Source organism: Rugamonas rivuli, assembly GCF_009380165.1.
In the GTDB taxonomy this organism is placed as follows: domain Bacteria; phylum Pseudomonadota; class Gammaproteobacteria; order Burkholderiales; family Burkholderiaceae_D; genus Rugamonas; species Rugamonas rivuli.
Genome location: NZ_WHUF01000005.1, coordinates 510,214 through 523,830, shown reverse-complemented (window position 1 = coordinate 523,830; position 13,617 = coordinate 510,214). Strand labels below are relative to the sequence as shown.

20 protein-coding genes are annotated in these 13,617 nt (G+C 64.7%); 12 read left to right on the top strand and 8 right to left on the bottom strand.

What is annotated here, in order from left to right; translation table 11 throughout:
* Positions 1–70 precede the first annotated feature (70 nt).
* The 6 genes from GEV01_RS21125 (at position 71) to GEV01_RS21100 (ending at position 4,119) form a co-directional block, all read left to right on the top strand.
* Positions 71–709, top strand: coding sequence for a DOPA 4,5-dioxygenase family protein (locus GEV01_RS21125; RefSeq protein WP_152807489.1), 639 nt, complete (start codon positions 71–73; stop codon positions 707–709).
* Between the two features lie 69 nt (positions 710–778).
* The gene (locus tag GEV01_RS21120; RefSeq protein ID WP_152807488.1) at positions 779–1,189 is read left to right on the top strand and encodes a phasin family protein; all 411 of its coding nucleotides are present in this window, start codon (positions 779–781) and stop codon (positions 1,187–1,189) included.
* Positions 1,190–1,321: 132 nt separating this feature from the next.
* Entirely contained in the window at positions 1,322–1,987 is a 666-nt protein-coding gene (locus GEV01_RS21115; protein WP_008446927.1) for a TetR/AcrR family transcriptional regulator, read from the top strand.
* A gap of 16 nt (positions 1,988–2,003) precedes the next feature.
* Entirely contained in the window at positions 2,004–2,786 is a 783-nt protein-coding gene (locus GEV01_RS21110) for a hypothetical protein (protein ID WP_152807487.1), read from the top strand.
* On the top strand, positions 2,786–3,322 hold the full coding sequence (locus GEV01_RS21105; RefSeq protein ID WP_328595580.1) for an LOG family protein: 537 nt from the start codon (positions 2,786–2,788) through the stop codon (positions 3,320–3,322). Before GEV01_RS21110 ends, GEV01_RS21105 begins: the two co-directional genes overlap by 1 nt.
* 2 nt (positions 3,323–3,324) lie before the next feature.
* A complete protein-coding gene (locus GEV01_RS21100; protein ID WP_152807486.1) occupies positions 3,325–4,119 on the top strand; it encodes a substrate-binding periplasmic protein in 795 nt (264 codons plus the stop codon).
* A 1-nt stretch (position 4,120) separates the two neighbouring features.
* Here GEV01_RS21100 and GEV01_RS21095 read toward each other — a convergent pair whose 3' ends face one another.
* Entirely contained in the window at positions 4,121–4,630 is a 510-nt protein-coding gene (locus GEV01_RS21095) for a YgjP-like metallopeptidase domain-containing protein (protein ID WP_152807485.1), read from the bottom strand.
* 78 nt (positions 4,631–4,708) lie between these two features.
* Between GEV01_RS21095 and GEV01_RS21090 the strand changes: the two genes are divergently transcribed.
* Positions 4,709–5,059, top strand: a complete 351-nt coding sequence (locus GEV01_RS21090) for a VOC family protein (RefSeq protein WP_008446934.1) — start codon at positions 4,709–4,711, stop codon at positions 5,057–5,059.
* 20 nt (positions 5,060–5,079) lie between these two features.
* Here the strand turns inward: GEV01_RS21090 and GEV01_RS21085 are convergent, their stop codons facing one another.
* The 3 genes from GEV01_RS21085 to GEV01_RS21075 form a co-directional block, all read right to left on the bottom strand.
* Positions 5,080–5,379 (bottom strand): hypothetical protein, encoded by a 300-nt coding sequence (locus GEV01_RS21085; protein WP_152807484.1) that lies wholly within the window; start codon positions 5,377–5,379, stop codon positions 5,080–5,082.
* Positions 5,380–5,409: 30 nt separating this feature from the next.
* Positions 5,410–5,790, bottom strand: coding sequence for a cupin domain-containing protein (locus GEV01_RS21080; RefSeq protein ID WP_152807483.1), 381 nt, complete (start codon positions 5,788–5,790; stop codon positions 5,410–5,412).
* Between the two features lie 78 nt (positions 5,791–5,868).
* On the bottom strand, positions 5,869–6,678 hold the full coding sequence (locus GEV01_RS21075; RefSeq protein ID WP_152807482.1) for a helix-turn-helix transcriptional regulator: 810 nt from the start codon (positions 6,676–6,678) through the stop codon (positions 5,869–5,871).
* Between the two features lie 129 nt (positions 6,679–6,807).
* Between GEV01_RS21075 and modA the strand changes: the two genes are divergently transcribed.
* Genes modA through GEV01_RS21055 form a run of 4 tightly spaced genes read left to right on the top strand, consistent with a single transcriptional unit; the run spans position 6,808 to position 9,753 of the window.
* Complete coding sequence (gene modA, locus GEV01_RS21070; RefSeq protein WP_152807481.1) at positions 6,808–7,557, top strand: molybdate ABC transporter substrate-binding protein; 750 nt, start codon at positions 6,808–6,810, stop codon at positions 7,555–7,557.
* A gap of 3 nt (positions 7,558–7,560) precedes the next feature.
* Complete coding sequence (gene modB / locus GEV01_RS21065; RefSeq protein WP_328595579.1) at positions 7,561–8,247, top strand: molybdate ABC transporter permease subunit; 687 nt, start codon at positions 7,561–7,563, stop codon at positions 8,245–8,247.
* Positions 8,248–8,249: 2 nt separating this feature from the next.
* On the top strand, positions 8,250–8,951 hold the full coding sequence (locus GEV01_RS21060) for an ATP-binding cassette domain-containing protein (protein WP_152807480.1): 702 nt from the start codon (positions 8,250–8,252) through the stop codon (positions 8,949–8,951).
* Complete coding sequence (locus GEV01_RS21055; RefSeq protein WP_152807479.1) at positions 8,941–9,753, top strand: TOBE domain-containing protein; 813 nt, start codon at positions 8,941–8,943, stop codon at positions 9,751–9,753. The genes GEV01_RS21060 and GEV01_RS21055 overlap by 11 nt, the downstream gene beginning before the upstream one ends.
* On the opposite strand, the gene GEV01_RS21050 is transcribed toward GEV01_RS21055, so the two are convergent.
* Complete coding sequence (locus GEV01_RS21050) at positions 9,754–10,551, bottom strand: helix-turn-helix domain-containing protein (protein ID WP_152807478.1); 798 nt, start codon at positions 10,549–10,551, stop codon at positions 9,754–9,756.
* Between the two features lie 98 nt (positions 10,552–10,649).
* Between GEV01_RS21050 and GEV01_RS21045 the strand changes: the two genes are divergently transcribed.
* Positions 10,650–11,474, top strand: a complete 825-nt coding sequence (locus tag GEV01_RS21045; protein ID WP_152807477.1) for an inositol monophosphatase family protein — start codon at positions 10,650–10,652, stop codon at positions 11,472–11,474.
* A 32-nt stretch (positions 11,475–11,506) separates the two neighbouring features.
* Here GEV01_RS21045 and GEV01_RS21040 read toward each other — a convergent pair whose 3' ends face one another.
* The 3 genes from GEV01_RS21040 to GEV01_RS21030 all read right to left on the bottom strand — a co-directional run bounded on the left by GEV01_RS21040 (position 11,507) and on the right by GEV01_RS21030 (position 13,564).
* Positions 11,507–11,863: a KGG domain-containing protein gene (locus GEV01_RS21040; protein ID WP_152807476.1), complete on the bottom strand. Its 357-nt coding sequence runs from the start codon at positions 11,861–11,863 to the stop codon at positions 11,507–11,509.
* 122 nt (positions 11,864–11,985) lie between these two features.
* Positions 11,986–12,429 carry a phasin family protein gene (gene phaP / locus GEV01_RS21035; RefSeq protein ID WP_152807475.1) on the bottom strand — a complete coding sequence of 148 codons (444 nt, stop codon included), beginning with the start codon at positions 12,427–12,429 and terminating at the stop codon, positions 11,986–11,988.
* A 106-nt stretch (positions 12,430–12,535) separates the two neighbouring features.
* Positions 12,536–13,564, bottom strand: a complete 1,029-nt coding sequence (locus GEV01_RS21030) for an NADP-dependent oxidoreductase (RefSeq protein ID WP_152807474.1) — start codon at positions 13,562–13,564, stop codon at positions 12,536–12,538.
* Positions 13,565–13,617: the final 53 nt, after the last annotated feature.

The following is a 13,617-nucleotide window of genomic DNA, read 5'->3' as shown; positions in this document are numbered from 1 at the left end:
ATAAGCTAGCGCGAAACGATACCTTCCGCCGCCGCTTTCCCCTTACGCTGAGGCGCAAAGGAGAAACTGCATGAGCGAATTGCATCCACACGAAGACCAGCACTGGGCCGATTTGTTGTCGCCGCGCCGGCGCAGCGTGCTGCGCGGCGGCGGCCTGATGGCGGCGTTTGCCGCTTCCGGCGTGGCCGGCAGCGCGCTGGCGGCCGACGGCAAGAGCCCCTGGGGCTACGACACCTGGAAGGAAGCCACCACGCGTCCCGCCAGCGTGCGGCCGGGCGAGCAGGTGCTGCCGACCAAGCCGCGGCCCTACACCGACATCAAGAGCTACCACGCCCACATCTATTTTGACGAGGACAACTTCCACAAGGCGGCGCTGCTGCACAAGTGGGCGGCGGAGCGCTTCGTCATCGAACTGGGCAACTGGAACCTGGCGCCGCGCGGCCCGCATGTGACGCCGTCGTTCTACTTCGGTTTCAGCAACGAGCAGCTGCATGTGATCGTGCCGTGGCTGCAGTTGAACAGCCTGGGCCTGACCATCCTGATCCATCCGAACACCGATGACCCGCGCGCCGACCACCTGTACTACACGCTGTGGGTCAACCGCTCGCAGCCGGTCAATGCCTATGCCATGCAGAAGCCCGGCCCCGGCGAGCCGGCGGTCGAACAGATCTTCCCCAACACCAGGCCGACCGTGAAATTGGAGACCTAGCATTAGAAAACGTTCTCTAGTTTTGCCAACTACAATAAAATATTGGCAAAGCAATCTAGGGATAGTCACATGGCAAAGAAGTTGAAGCAGAACGGCGATCAGCAAACCGCCGAGGTGGTGCGCATGTCGTCGCAGGAGATCTGGCAGGCCGGCCTGAGCGCCTTCGCCAAGGCGCAGGAAGAGGAGGGCAAGTTCTTTTCGATGCAGTTGTTCGAGGAGCGCGTGCTGCGCGCGCTGAGCTCGATCGGCGTACCCACCGCCGAGGAAGTCGCGGCGCTGAACCGGCGCATCGACGAGCTGACCGGGCAGGTGGCTGCGCTGACCGGCAAGCCGGCGGCCGTCAAAAAACCGGCCGTGGCGAAGGCAGCGGCCAAGCCTGCGGCCAAAAAGCCGGCCGCCGCCAAGGCCAAGGCCAAGCCCGCAGCCAAGCCGGCCGCCAAGCCTGCAACCCGCGCGCGGGCCAAAACCGCCGCGAAATAGCCGCAGTTGGGCCCGCTTAGCCGCATCTTGCGGCATCTGGCCGGCATGTGCGCGTAAAAGCACGCACGGATGTTTCTAAGATCGACTCATCGGTGTTATGCTTGCAGGAGAATAAACAGAGGTTTCCTTGCTATGCTACAAAAAGCACCCCGCCGTACCCGCGAACGCATACTCGAACTGTCGCTGCGCTTGTTTAACGAATTCGGCGAACCCAATATCACCACCACGGTGATCGCCGAAGAGATGAATATCTCGCCGGGGAATCTGTACTACCATTTCCGTAACAAGGACGACATCGTCAACTCGATCTTCGTCCAGTTCGAAGCCGAGATCGAGCGCATCCTGACCGTGCCCAACGGCCGCCGCTCCAACATCGAGGACGTGTGGCTGTACCTGCACCTGATGTTCGAACTGATCTGGCGCTACCGCTTCTTCTACCGCGACCTGAACGACCTGCTGTCGCGCAACCGCAAGCTGGAGCTGCACTTCAAGCAAATCCTGGCGCACAAGATCAAGGTGGCCAAGCAGTTGTGCGAAGACTTGCGCAGCGAAAAATCGCTGGAAGCCTCCGACACCGCCATCGACGCCATGGCCACGAATATGGTGGTGGTGGCGACGTATTGGCTGTCCTACGAATACGTGCGCAATCCCCGCAAGTACAGCGAGCAGCAGTCCATGGCCGATGCGCTGGCGCGCGGCTGCTACCAGGTGCTGTCGCAGATCGGCCCGTATCTGCGCAACGAAACCAGTTTGCTGTTCCAGAAACTGTCCGAAGAATATCTGAAGAAGCTCAAGTAAGCTGACGGAGACTGCAATGGCGTGGAACCCCTTCCCGTATCCTGATCCCGCGTATCAGTACACGGCAGCCAGCCTGGAGGCCGCCTGGCCGCTGCTGCACAGCGGCGACCGGGAACCGTTCCCCACCAACCCGCTGCTGGTGCAGGCGTGGATCGCCTTCCATGCCGGCGAGTTCGAGCGGGCCGCGCGGCTGGGCCTGGATGTGGGCGTGAACGGCTACTCGGTGGCGCACAAGGCCATCTGCATCTACGCCCATTACCTGGAACGCAGTCCGCAGAAAAAGCTGGCCACCTTCGAATGCGTGGCCGAGCGCTGCGAGCGGCAGCAGCTGGAGCAGCCGAACAATCCATCCGGCTACTACTGGCACGCCTACGCGCTGGGCCAGTATTCGCAGGGCATTTCGGTGGTCAAGGCGCTGGCGCAGGGCCTGGGCGCCAAGGTGCGCAACAGCCTCGATACGGCGATCCGCCTGGCGCCGCAGCGCGCCGACGCGCATATCGCGCTGGGCGTCTACCACGCCGAGATCCTCGACAAGGTAGGCGCCATGATCGGCAACCTGACCTACGGCGTGAAAAAAGAAGAATGTTATAAACAGTTTGAAACCGCGCTGGCGCTGACGCCGGATTCGGCGATTGCCCGCGTCCGTTATGCGCGCGCGATGATGATGTTGGAAGGTAAGAAGAAGCAGGCCGTCGCCATCGGCCTGTGCGAAGCGGCCGCCCGCTGCACCATCCACGACGCGACCGAGCGCCTGGATACGGATGCGGCGAAACGAGAATTGGAAGAGGAAAAACAGTAGTGAAAGCGATTTGCGTATATTGCGGCGCCAATGCCGGCGTCAGCCCTGTGTATGCCGAGGCGGCCCGCGCCTTGGGCCGCGCCCTGGTGGAAAGTAATCTGTCGCTGGTCTACGGCGGCGGCAATGTGGGCCTGATGGGCACCATCGCCGATGAAGTGCTGCGCCTGGGCGGCGATGTGACGGGCGTGATCCCGACCGCGCTGGTCGAGCGCGAAGTGGGCCACACCGGCCTGACGCGCCAGTTCATCGTCAAGGACATGCATGAGCGCAAGGCCATGATGGCCAGCCTGGCCGACGGCTTTATCGCCATGCCGGGCGGCATGGGCACGCTGGAAGAATTGTTCGAGATGCTGACGTGGTCGCAGCTGGGCATCCACGCCAAGCCTATCGGCCTGCTGAACGTGGACGGCTTCTATGACGGCCTGAACGGCTTCATCCAGCACGCCAGCGCGCAGGGCTTCATCCGTCCGCAGCACGCGGCGCTGATGATGTCCGCATCCGAACCGCAGGCGCTGTTGCAACTATTGAAGGCCTAGGCATGACGGGCGGGACGTCATCCCGCCGCATGCTGCTCGCCGTGCTGGCGGCCGCCTTTGTGGCGCAGCCGGCAGCGGCGGCGGACGCCATCACCGTGGTGGCTCCGGACTTCTGGTGTCCGTTCAGCTGCAAGGCCGGTACGGCGCAGGAAGGATTCACCATCGACATCCTGCGGGCCATCTTCAAGCCGCTGGGCCGGCCGGTCCGCTACGAAAATCTCAACTATGCCCGCGCCCTGGTGGCCGTGCGCGCGGGCCGCTACAGCGCCACGTCGCCCACCTACAAGGACGAGGCCCCGGATTTCATTTTCCCGTCCACGCCCATCTCGCGCAACCGCTACTGCTTCTACACGGCGCCGGACAGCCGCTGGCAGTACAAGCACGCCGCCTCGCTGGCCGGGCAGCGCGTGGGCATCGTCCAGGGCTACACCTACGGCAAGGAGATCGACCAGGCCGTCGCGCAAGGGTTGGCGGCGTTCGAAGTCAATTACGGTGAGGATCTGGGCTACCGGCTGGCGCGCAAGCTGATGCTGGGCCGGCTGGACAGTTTTATTGAAGATGAAAACCTGGTCAGCTACATCATGGCCAAACATGCCGATGTGCGGCTGCGGCAGGCGGGCTGCGCGCCGGTGAGCTATTCGTATTTCGCCTTGTCGCCGGCGCTGGCGGAATCGAAAACGCTGGCCAGGGAATTCGACGAGGGCATCGCCCGGCTGCACGAGTCCGGGCAGCTGGAGCGCATCCTCAAGCCCTACGGCCTGCGTGACTGGGTGGGGCAGTACCGCAAGGGACCGTGAATCAGCTCCACAGCTTGGTGCCGCTGCTGTCCAGATGCGTCAGGTACAGGCGCAGGTCGAACTCGTACTGGTGGTAGTTCGGCTCCATGTAGGTGCACAGCTTGTAGAAGGCCTTGTCGTGCTGCTTTTCCTTCACGTGGGCCAGCTCGTGGACCGCGATCATGGTGAGGAATTCCTGCGGCACTTCCTTGAACATCGTGGCCACGCGGATCTCGTGCTTGGCCTTGAGCTTGCCGCCCTGCACGCGCGAGATCGAGGTGTGCAAGCCCAGCGCGTGGTTGATCACGTGGATCTTGCTGTCGTACTCGACCTTGTTGATCGGTTCGGCGTTGCGCAAATGTTCATTTTTCAAATCTTGCACGTACTGGTAAAGTGCCTTGTCGGTACGCACGTCGTGCGCCTTGCTGTAGCGCTTGAGCAGCACTTCACCCAGGCGGTTCTGGGACAGGAGTTGCGATACTTGCTGCTGGGTTTGCTCGGAATAGGCGCTGAGGTACTTCAGGGAGGACATGTTGGGCACGGCTGGAAAGAATCGAGGCGTGAATGTACCACACCCGGCCGTCCCGCTCATCGTTGAAAGGAGATGCACATGCAGGTAACACGTATCGTCACCAATATCGCCACGGCCGACACCGAGGCGGCCAAGGCCTTTTATAGCGGCGTGCTGGGGCTGTCGGTGGTCATGGACCACGGCTGGATCGTCACGCTGGCGGGGGCGGGGGAGATGGTGCCGCAGATCAGTTTTGCGTCCGAAGGCGGATCGGGTACGCCGGTGCCGGACCTGTCGATCGAGGTGGATGACCTCGATGAGGTGCATCGGCGCCTGGTCGCCGCGCGCGTGCCGCTGGAATACGGCCCGGCCAGCGAACCCTGGGGCGTGCGGCGGCTATTCGTGCGCGATCCGTTCGGCAGGCTGCTCAATATTCTGATGCACGACTAGCCTGGCCGGCGCTGCGGGATTCAGAGGTCGAAAAAACTCATGGTGGTCGACAGTGTCAGCAGCATGCCGGCCGCGAGCAGCAGCGCGCGCGGGGTGGTGGACATATGCTTCCACTGAAAGCCTAGCGCAGGCGTGCGCAGTGCGGTGGTGTTGCTGCCGATATGGGCAAATAGCGTCGCCATCGCCAGGATGCCAACGCGCTGATGCATGAAGGTCTGGCTGGCGCTGAATGCGGCGCAGAAAAACACGGCGGCGGTCATCAGCAACAAGATGCGGGAAAACTTCTGCCCCGTCTGCAGGGTGGCTTTTGATTGAATCATTGGTTGAAGCAGTGGTCATCTGTAATCTTGCTAGGATAGCATGCTGTCGCCAAGTTGCTCGGTGATCGAGCGGGTTTTCGCGGTCATCGTGGTACCGGTGTGCAGCGTGGCTTTTTTCTCGATCAGCATGATCAGGCATTCCTGCTCCGCGACCGGGTTGTGGCGCGCGCCCCTCGGCACGACGTAGGCCTGGCCTTCTTCCAGCTCCACCGCGCCGTCTTCCATTTCGATGCGCAGCCGGCCCTTCAGGATGAAGAACAGTTCGTCTTCGGCGTCATGGCTGTGCCAGGCCAGCGAGCCCAGTACTTTGGCGACTTTGATGTAGCTGTCATCCAGTTCGGCGATCACGCGTGGCGACCAGTGCTCGGACAGCGCGGCGGCGCTGGCGGCGGGAGATACGGGAAGATTCATGATGGCTCCGGTGTAGGGGGAGTCGTCATTCTGGACAATTCCGCGCGGGCAGTCTTGAACGTTTGTGCGTTGCGATTGTCACTGGCGCCGGTTCAGGCGCAGCCAGCGGCCAGGCGCGATGCCGTAGGCGGCGACAAAATGGCGGGTCAGGTGCGGCTGGTCGGCAAAGCCGGCGTGGACGGCGCTGTCGGCCAGCGGCAGGCCGTTCAGCATCAATTGGCGCGCCAGCTCCAGGCGGCGCAGCGTCACGTAGCGGTGCGGACTGGTGCCGAAGTAGCGGCGGAAGTCGCGTGACAGGCTCCAGCGGTCGCGGCCGCCGGCCTGCGCCAGCTGCTCCAGCGTCAGCGGCGACAGCAGCGCGTCGTGGATGTATTCGCGGGCGCGCTGGGCGGCGAGGAAGTCGCCGCCCGGCAGGTCCGGCTGGCCCGCCACCTGGCGCAGCGCGGTGGCGATGTCGACCAGCGCGTCGTCGCGCTCCAGCGAGCTGGGCGGGGCGTCGAAGTTCGACAGCAGCCCGCGCGCCGCCCTGACCAGCCTGCCGTCGGCCGACACGCCGCCATCGACAAACGGCAGCGGCGCACCGCCCAGCACCTGTTGCAGCAAGGCCGGCGCCAGATAGGCGATGCGGTAGTGGAAGCCGGCGTCGGTGCCGGCCTGGCCGTCGTGGACTTCGTCCGGATGCAGCACCAGGGCCTGCCCGGAAAGGCTGTGCCGCATCGACGAGCGGTAGCGGAACGATTGCACGCCCGCCATGGTCAGGCCGATGGCGTAGCTGTCGTGGCGGTGCGGCCCGTAGGCGGCACCCTGGAAGAAGGCTTCGACCAGGTCTACGCCCTCGGCCTGGAGGCCGCGCCGCAGCCAGTCCGTGGCGGGGCGGGAGTTGCCCATGTTGATTCCTTTCATATGCCCTGTGCTGAAGACAATGTATATCACGTATATCCGGATGCATAGCGCCGGAATCCGCCTTGCGCTATATAATCGGGTTTATTGCGTGTTCATTACTTAAAGGGAATAACGATGCGTGGATTGAAACTTGGCGTGGTGGCGGTACTGGCAGCGATGGGCGCGACGGCGTCGGCGGCGGAGATCACGGTGTCGGCCGCGGCCAGCCTGACCAATGCGTTCAAGGAAATCGGCGCCGCCTACGAAAAGGAGCACGCCGGCGACAAGGTGCAGTTCAACTTCGCCGCCTCCGATCCACTGGTGCAGCAGATCGCCAAGGGCGCTCCGGTCGATGTATTCGCCTCCGCCGACCAGGATGCGATGGACAAGGCCGACAGCCTGAAGCTGCTGGCCGCCGGCAGCCGCAAGAACTTCGCCAGCAACAGCCTGGTGCTGATTACGCCGGTCGCCGCCACCTTGCCGATCAAGGGCATCGCCGATTTGCAGCAGGCCGCCGTCACCCGCGTGACGATGGGTAATCCGGCCAGCGTGCCGGTGGGCCGCTACACCAAGCACGCGCTGGAGCAGGCCAAGCTGTGGGCCGCCGTCGAACCGAAAGCCATCTACGGCACCTCGGTGCGCCAGAGCCTGGACTACGTGGCGCGCGGCGAAGTCGATGCCGGTTTCGTCTACGCCACCGATGCCGCTGTGATGAAGGACAAGGTCAAGGTCATCGCCACCGTGCCGACCGAAACCCCGGTCAGCTACCCGATCGCCGTGATCGCGGCCGGCCCGCAAGCGGCCGCCGGCCGCCAGTTCGCCGACTACGTGTTGTCGAGCACCGGCCAGGCGATCCTGGCCAAGTACGGTTTCGGCCGCCCGTAAGCGGTGGACGGTTTTCTCGCCGAACCGGCATGGATCGCGCTGCGGCTGTCGCTGAAGGTGGCGTGCTGGGCGACCTTGCTGGATCTGGTGTTCGGCGTGGCGCTGGGCTATCTGCTGGCGCGCAAGCGCTTTCCGGGGCGCGAGCTGCTGGACGCGCTGCTGACCTTGCCGATGGTGATGCCGCCCACCGTGCTCGGCTACTACCTGCTGGTGGTGATCGGCCGTCATGGTCCGCTCGGCGCGTGGTTGCAGCAGATGTTCGGCATCAATTTGATTTTCACCTGGCAGGCGGCGGTGATCGCGGCGGCCGTGGTGGCGTTTCCGCTGGTGCTCAAGGGCGCGCGGGCGGCGTTTGAAACTGTCGACACGCAGCTGGAGCAGGCCGCCAAGGTGCTGGGCATTTCGCCGTTCGGCGTGTTCCTGCGCGTGACGCTGCCGCTGGCCTGGCGCGGCGTGCTGGGCGGCACCTTGCTGGCGTTCGCCCGTTCGATGGGCGAGTTCGGCGCGACGCTGATGGTGGCCGGCAGCATCCCCGGCAAGACGCAGACGCTGTCGATCGCCGTGTACGAAGCCGTGCAGGCGGGGCAGGACGATACCGCCAACCTGCTGGTGCTGATTACTTCCGTGGTCTGCATCGTCGTGCTGGTCGCGGCGAACAAGCTCACGCCCAACCGCAATCCGCAGGCCTGACCATGCAAATACAGATCGACATCACCAAGACCCTGCGCTCCGGCTCGCGGACCTTTGCATTGCGCGCGCGGCTGGCGTCGGCCAGCCAGCGCATCGTCGTCTACGGTTCGTCCGGCGCCGGCAAGAGCATGCTGCTGAAGGCGGTGGCCGGCCTGATGACGCCGGACCACGGCCGCATCGAAGTGGCGGGCCGCTGCCTGTACGACAGTGTCGACGGCATCGACCTGGCGCCGCAGCGGCGCAAGCTGGCCTATCTGTTCCAGGACTATGCGCTGTTTCCCCATTTGAATGTGCGGCAGAACATCGCCTTCGGCTTGCAGCGCGGCTGGCGCAATCCGCTGGCGCGGGTGGATGGCGAGGTGGTGCGCTACTGGCTGCAGGCGTTCGAGCTGGAGCATGTGGCGCAGCAGTTGCCGCATCAATTGTCCGGCGGCCAGCGGCAGCGGGTGGCGCTGGCGCGCGCGCTGGCGCCGGAACCGGCGGCGCTGCTGCTGGACGAACCCTTCGCCGCGCTGGACCCGGCCCTGCGCCAGCGCATGCGGGCCGAGCTGGACACGCTGCAGCGCCGGCTCGGCATCCCGATGATACTGATCACCCACGATCCCGACGACGTGAGCGCCTTCGGCGACCATGTGCTGCGCATGGAAAATGGTAGCATGGCCGACATCGAAAATCTGGAGCTTGTGGAACGCAATGAAGCCTGAAGAAAACGCCATGGAGTTGCAGGGCAATGTATGGCTGACCGTCGGCGGTCAGAAGCTGGGCGGGCAGGACCGCATGGCGCTGCTGGCGGCCATCGCCGAGCACGGTTCGATCACGGCGGCGGCCAAGGCCGTCGGCCTGAGCTACAAGGGCGCGTGGGACGCCATCGAGGCGATGAACAACCTGGCCGGCGAGCCGCTGCTGGAGCGCCTGGCAGGCGGCAAGGGCGGCGGCGGCACGCGCCTGACCGCGCGCGGCGCGCAGCTGGTGGAAAATTTCCGCAAGATCGATGAGGAGCACCGCAAGTTCGTGGCGCACCTGAGCAGCCAGTCGCACGCGCTGGCCGACGATTTTCTGTTGATACAAAGGATGAAGATGAAGACCAGCGCGCGCAACCAGTTCAGCGGCAAGGTCGTGGACTTGAAAGAGGGCGCGGTGAACGATGAGGTGACGCTGGAAATCGTCGGCGGCCAGCACATCGTCGCCACCATCACGCGCGACAGCTGCGACAGCCTGAGCCTGGTCGTCGGTGCCGAGGCGTTCGCGCTGGTCAAGGCGTCCTCGGTGATCGTGGTGACGGAGCTGGGCAATGCCCGGCTGTCGGCGCGCAATCAGCTGACCGGCAAGATCACGCGGGTGCAGGAGGGCGCCGTCAATACCGAGGTCAGCATCGAGCTGCCGGGCGGCGGCACGATCGCCGCCATCATCACCCGCGAAAGCGGCGTCAAGCTGGAGCTGGCGGTGGGCATGCAGGCCACCGCGATTTTCAAGGCGTCCAGCGTGATCCTCGGCACGCCGGCCTGATCAGGCGTCCTGCTGGGCGAAGCGCGCCGGCGTGGTGCCCAGGATGCGGCGGAACAGCGCGATGAAGCTGCTGACGCTGTCATAGCCCAGGCTCAGCGCCACCGTCGTCACCGAGGCGCCGCCGTTCAGCAATTCCATTCCCTTTTGCAGCCGCGCCACCTGGCGCCACTCCACCAGCGACATGCCGGTCTGGCTGCGGAAGTGGCGCGTCAGGCTGCGGCGCGACCAGCCCAGCTTGCCGGCCCAGTCGTCGAGGTCGGTTTCGTCGGCGGGGTTTTCCGCGATCTCCATCGCCATCGCCTGCAGCCTTGGATGGCTGGGCATGATCAGGTGCAGCGGCTCTTCCTCGGCCATGCGCATCTCGTCGAGAAACACCGTCATCAGGCGCCGCCCCGCGGCGTCGGCCGGCATGCCGCCGGGCCAGGACGCCATGCGCTCCAGCAGCGACACCGCCAGCGGCGACATAGCCATCACCCGCGACTGCGCCGGCAACTCCGCGCACAGCGACGGCACGAGGTGGACGGTGTAGCCGGCCAGCCCGGGCTTGATCGAGTTGCCGTGGGCGCTGGCGCCGTGCGGCATATTCGGCGGTATCCAGCCCAGCCGGCCGCGCGGCAGCACCTGGCGCACGTCGCCCGCCTCGATCACGATCAGGCCCTGCATCGGGATGTACATCTGGCCTTCCGGATGATGGTGGACGTTCTTGATGCTGCTGGCGTTGCCGTCGGCGTGCTGCGCCGATACCAGGATGGGCATCTCGTCCGTCAGCCGCCTGTCGCCGTAGTAGTTGTTGCCCATAGTTTTGGCCCGATTGCGATATCACTTGTCTGCCGCCAGTTAGTGAGCTTGTCAAATTACTGGCAATCTATGGCTTTAGTTTATAACAAGGAATCGGCATGACTGCAATCGATACGGAAGAAGTCCTGGCGCTGCTGCGCGAGGCCGGCGCCGATCTGTGCGAGACCTTTTGGCATGGCGAACCGGTGATCGAGGCGGACGAGATGGTGGATGCATTCCGCCGCATCGACGGCGCCGCCAACGCCGGCCTGAAGCGTGCGCTGGCGCGGCTGTACCCGGCCATAGGCTGGATGGAGGATGAACTGGGCGGCACCGAGGCGGAAGACGCCGAGACCGCTGCCATGGCCGAGCGCGGCGAGTACTGGATCTGCGACGCCATCGACGGCGCCGTGCAGTTCCTGCGCGCGATACCGAATTGGTCGATGTCGCTGACGCTGATGCGCGAAGGCGTGCCGGCCTTCACCGCCATTTTCGACGCCGTGCATGACGAGATGTTCCATGCCGCATGGGGTAAGGGCGCATTCCGCAATGGCGAACGCATCCGCGTCAACGGCCGAACCGCTCACTACCAGGGCATGTTCGCCACCAGCCAGCCGCCGTTTGCCGGCCGCGACCCGCGCGCCGTACGCCAGGCCGGCGTCGCCCTGAGCGCCATGCTGCCGGACGTGGTGGCTGTGCGCAACCTGAGCGCGACCTCGCTGCAACTGGCCTATGTGGCGTGCGGCCGCATCGACGGATTCTGGGAATTCGGCGACGACGGCTTCAATTGCATAGGCGGCGCGCTGCTGGTGCGCGAGGCGGGCGGACTGGCGACGCAGATCGACGGCAAGTCCTACCAGCTGGGCTCGCCCCACATCGCCGCCGCGTCGCCCGGCGCGCATGCCTCCATGCTGCTGCGCTTGCAGGAAGCGCTGGAGGCATAGGCGGCGGGCTACGGCCGATGGCCGCCGGGCGTTCAGCGTTCGACGGTTTTGCCGCCTTGCTGGCTGCCTCCCTTGGCCGTTTGTTCGGACACGGCGGCGCGCGCGGCGGCGTTCTTCTCGGCATGGGCGCGGGCCGCGGACTGCCGGCTTTCCCCGCCTTTGCGGCCGATCTGCGCCATGTGTTCGCGGTCGCGGCTGACCGCCTCGCCGCCTTTCTGGCCGGCGCGGCGCGCTTCTTCCGAATCGAATTCGTGGGCCGTGCCTTTTTGATGCGCGGCTTGTCCGCCCTTGCTGGCAATGGCGCGTTGGGTTGCCTCGTCCATGGCCGCGAAGCCGCGTTTGGCCGTGCCCTTGGGCTTGGCTTGATCGTTACCTGAATTACTGGACATAAAACCTCCTCATGAGTGTTATGAAATTCCGTCAGGGTTCCCAGGGCAGCCCGCCGTGAAGCCGGCTGCTCTGTGTGGTTAGAGGTGCAAGGTTGACGGAAGTTCCACGAACGTCGAGTCGGTCAATGGCGCATCTGGCTGGCCATCTGGTACTTGGACATGTGCTCGGCGGCGCGCGCAGTCTGTTCGGAGGCGGTATGCATGAATTCCTCCGCCATGTCGGTGGCGGCGCGGCGCACCGCCGGCATGTGGGTGGCGGCCGTTTGCGCCATGCTGGAGTTGGCGCGGCTGAACAGCTCGGCCAGGTGCTGCTGGTAGTTTTGTAGCGCGCCGGCGCCCGGCGTCAGCTGCGCGCTGAAGGCCGAGCCCAGTTGCGAGGCGTCCTTGCTGGCCATCAGCCGCTGGGTGTTGTTGCCGATCTCGGTGATGAGGTCGCGCCCCAGTTGCATGTTCAGCTCGCTCAAGCCTTGCAGGGTTTCGAGTGCGCGCTGGGTCAGGTCGGTGGTCAGCGTAATCAGGATGTCGATGTGCGATTGGATCGCGGGGGTGATGAGTGGGGGGAGCATGGGTCTTCCTCGTCGGGATTCTTCAATGAAAAACGCCGGGCTTGCGGCCCGGCGGTGTGTGCAGCAGAAGAATAGACGCGGCGTGTGCCGGAAAGTTCCCTTGAATTTATTCGGCGGCCACCTGCAGCACCAGCTTGCCGAAGTTCTTCCCTTCGAACAGCATGTTCAAGGCTTGCGGGAAATGCTCCAGGCCTTGCACGATGTCTTCCTTGCTCTTGACCTTGCCTTCCTTCATCCACTGGCCCAGCGCGGCGACGCCCAGGTGGTAGCGGTCGGCGTAGTCGAACACGACGATGCCTTCCATGCGCGCGCGGTTGACCAGCAGCGCCAGGTAGTTGGCCGGGCCCTTGACCGGCGTGGTGTTGTTGTACTGCGAGATGGCGCCGCAGATGACGATGCGCGCCTTCATGTTGATGCGGGTGAGCACGGTGTCGAGGATGTCGCCGCCGACGTTGTCGAAGTAGACGTCGACGCCGTTCGGGCAGTGTTCCTTCAGGCCGTCCTTGACCGAGCCGCCCTTGTAGTCGATGCAGGCGTCGAAGCCGAGCTGGTTGACCACGAAGTCGCACTTGTCCTTGCCGCCGGCGATGCCGACCACGCGGCAGCCCAGCTGCTTGGCCACCTGGCCGACGGTCTGGCCGACCGCGCCGGCCGCGCCGGACACCACCACGGTGTCGCCGGCTTTCGGCTGGCCCGATTCGATCAGGCCGAAGTAGGCCGTCATGCCGGGCATGCCCAGGGTGTTGAGGTAGGTGGTCAGCGGCGCCAGCTTGGCGTCGATCTTGCTGAAGCCGTAGCGCTTGTCGCCGGCCGGGCCGACCCAGTAGCGCTGCACGCCGGTGCTGCCGCGCACGAATTCGCCGACGCCGAAGTCGGCCGACTTCGACGCCACCACCACGCCGACGCCGAGGGCGCGCATCACCTCGCCGATGCCGACCGGCGGGATGTAGGATTTGCCTTCGTTCATCCAGCCGCGCATGGCCGGATCGAGCGACAGGTACAGCACTTTGACGACGATTTCGCCGTCGGCCGGCTCGCGCACCGGCTCGCTGACCTGCTGCCAATCGCTGTCCTTGACCATGCCCACCGGACGGGATGCCAGGCGGAATTGAAGATTTGTCTCGTTGATAGTCATTTTGTATCCTCAAAGAAGAGTGTGACGGCCAATATATCTTAAATTGAACGAGC

Coding starts and splice junctions, on each gene's coding strand:
- GEV01_RS21115 (WP_008446927.1), top strand. CDS start 1,322: ATGCTACAAAAAGCACCCCGCCGTACCCGCGAACGCATACTCGAACTG.
- phaP (WP_152807475.1), bottom strand. CDS start 12,429: ATGCTCCCCCCACTCATCACCCCCGCGATCCAATCGCACATCGACATC.
- GEV01_RS21085 (WP_152807484.1), bottom strand. CDS start 5,379: ATGATTCAATCAAAAGCCACCCTGCAGACGGGGCAGAAGTTTTCCCGC.
- GEV01_RS21075 (WP_152807482.1), bottom strand. CDS start 6,678: ATGGGCAACTCCCGCCCCGCCACGGACTGGCTGCGGCGCGGCCTCCAG.
- GEV01_RS21095 (WP_152807485.1), bottom strand. CDS start 4,630: ATGTCCTCCCTGAAGTACCTCAGCGCCTATTCCGAGCAAACCCAGCAG.
- GEV01_RS21080 (WP_152807483.1), bottom strand. CDS start 5,790: ATGAATCTTCCCGTATCTCCCGCCGCCAGCGCCGCCGCGCTGTCCGAG.
- GEV01_RS21100 (WP_152807486.1), top strand. CDS start 3,325: ATGACGGGCGGGACGTCATCCCGCCGCATGCTGCTCGCCGTGCTGGCG.
- GEV01_RS21120 (WP_152807488.1), top strand. CDS start 779: ATGGCAAAGAAGTTGAAGCAGAACGGCGATCAGCAAACCGCCGAGGTG.
- GEV01_RS21045 (WP_152807477.1), top strand. CDS start 10,650: ATGACTGCAATCGATACGGAAGAAGTCCTGGCGCTGCTGCGCGAGGCC.
- GEV01_RS21125 (WP_152807489.1), top strand. CDS start 71: ATGAGCGAATTGCATCCACACGAAGACCAGCACTGGGCCGATTTGTTG.
- GEV01_RS21050 (WP_152807478.1), bottom strand. CDS start 10,551: ATGGGCAACAACTACTACGGCGACAGGCGGCTGACGGACGAGATGCCC.
- GEV01_RS21040 (WP_152807476.1), bottom strand. CDS start 11,863: ATGTCCAGTAATTCAGGTAACGATCAAGCCAAGCCCAAGGGCACGGCC.
- modA (WP_152807481.1), top strand. CDS start 6,808: ATGCGTGGATTGAAACTTGGCGTGGTGGCGGTACTGGCAGCGATGGGC.
- GEV01_RS21055 (WP_152807479.1), top strand. CDS start 8,941: ATGAAGCCTGAAGAAAACGCCATGGAGTTGCAGGGCAATGTATGGCTG.
- GEV01_RS21030 (WP_152807474.1), bottom strand. CDS start 13,564: ATGACTATCAACGAGACAAATCTTCAATTCCGCCTGGCATCCCGTCCG.
- GEV01_RS21110 (WP_152807487.1), top strand. CDS start 2,004: ATGGCGTGGAACCCCTTCCCGTATCCTGATCCCGCGTATCAGTACACG.
- GEV01_RS21060 (WP_152807480.1), top strand. CDS start 8,250: ATGCAAATACAGATCGACATCACCAAGACCCTGCGCTCCGGCTCGCGG.
- GEV01_RS21090 (WP_008446934.1), top strand. CDS start 4,709: ATGCAGGTAACACGTATCGTCACCAATATCGCCACGGCCGACACCGAG.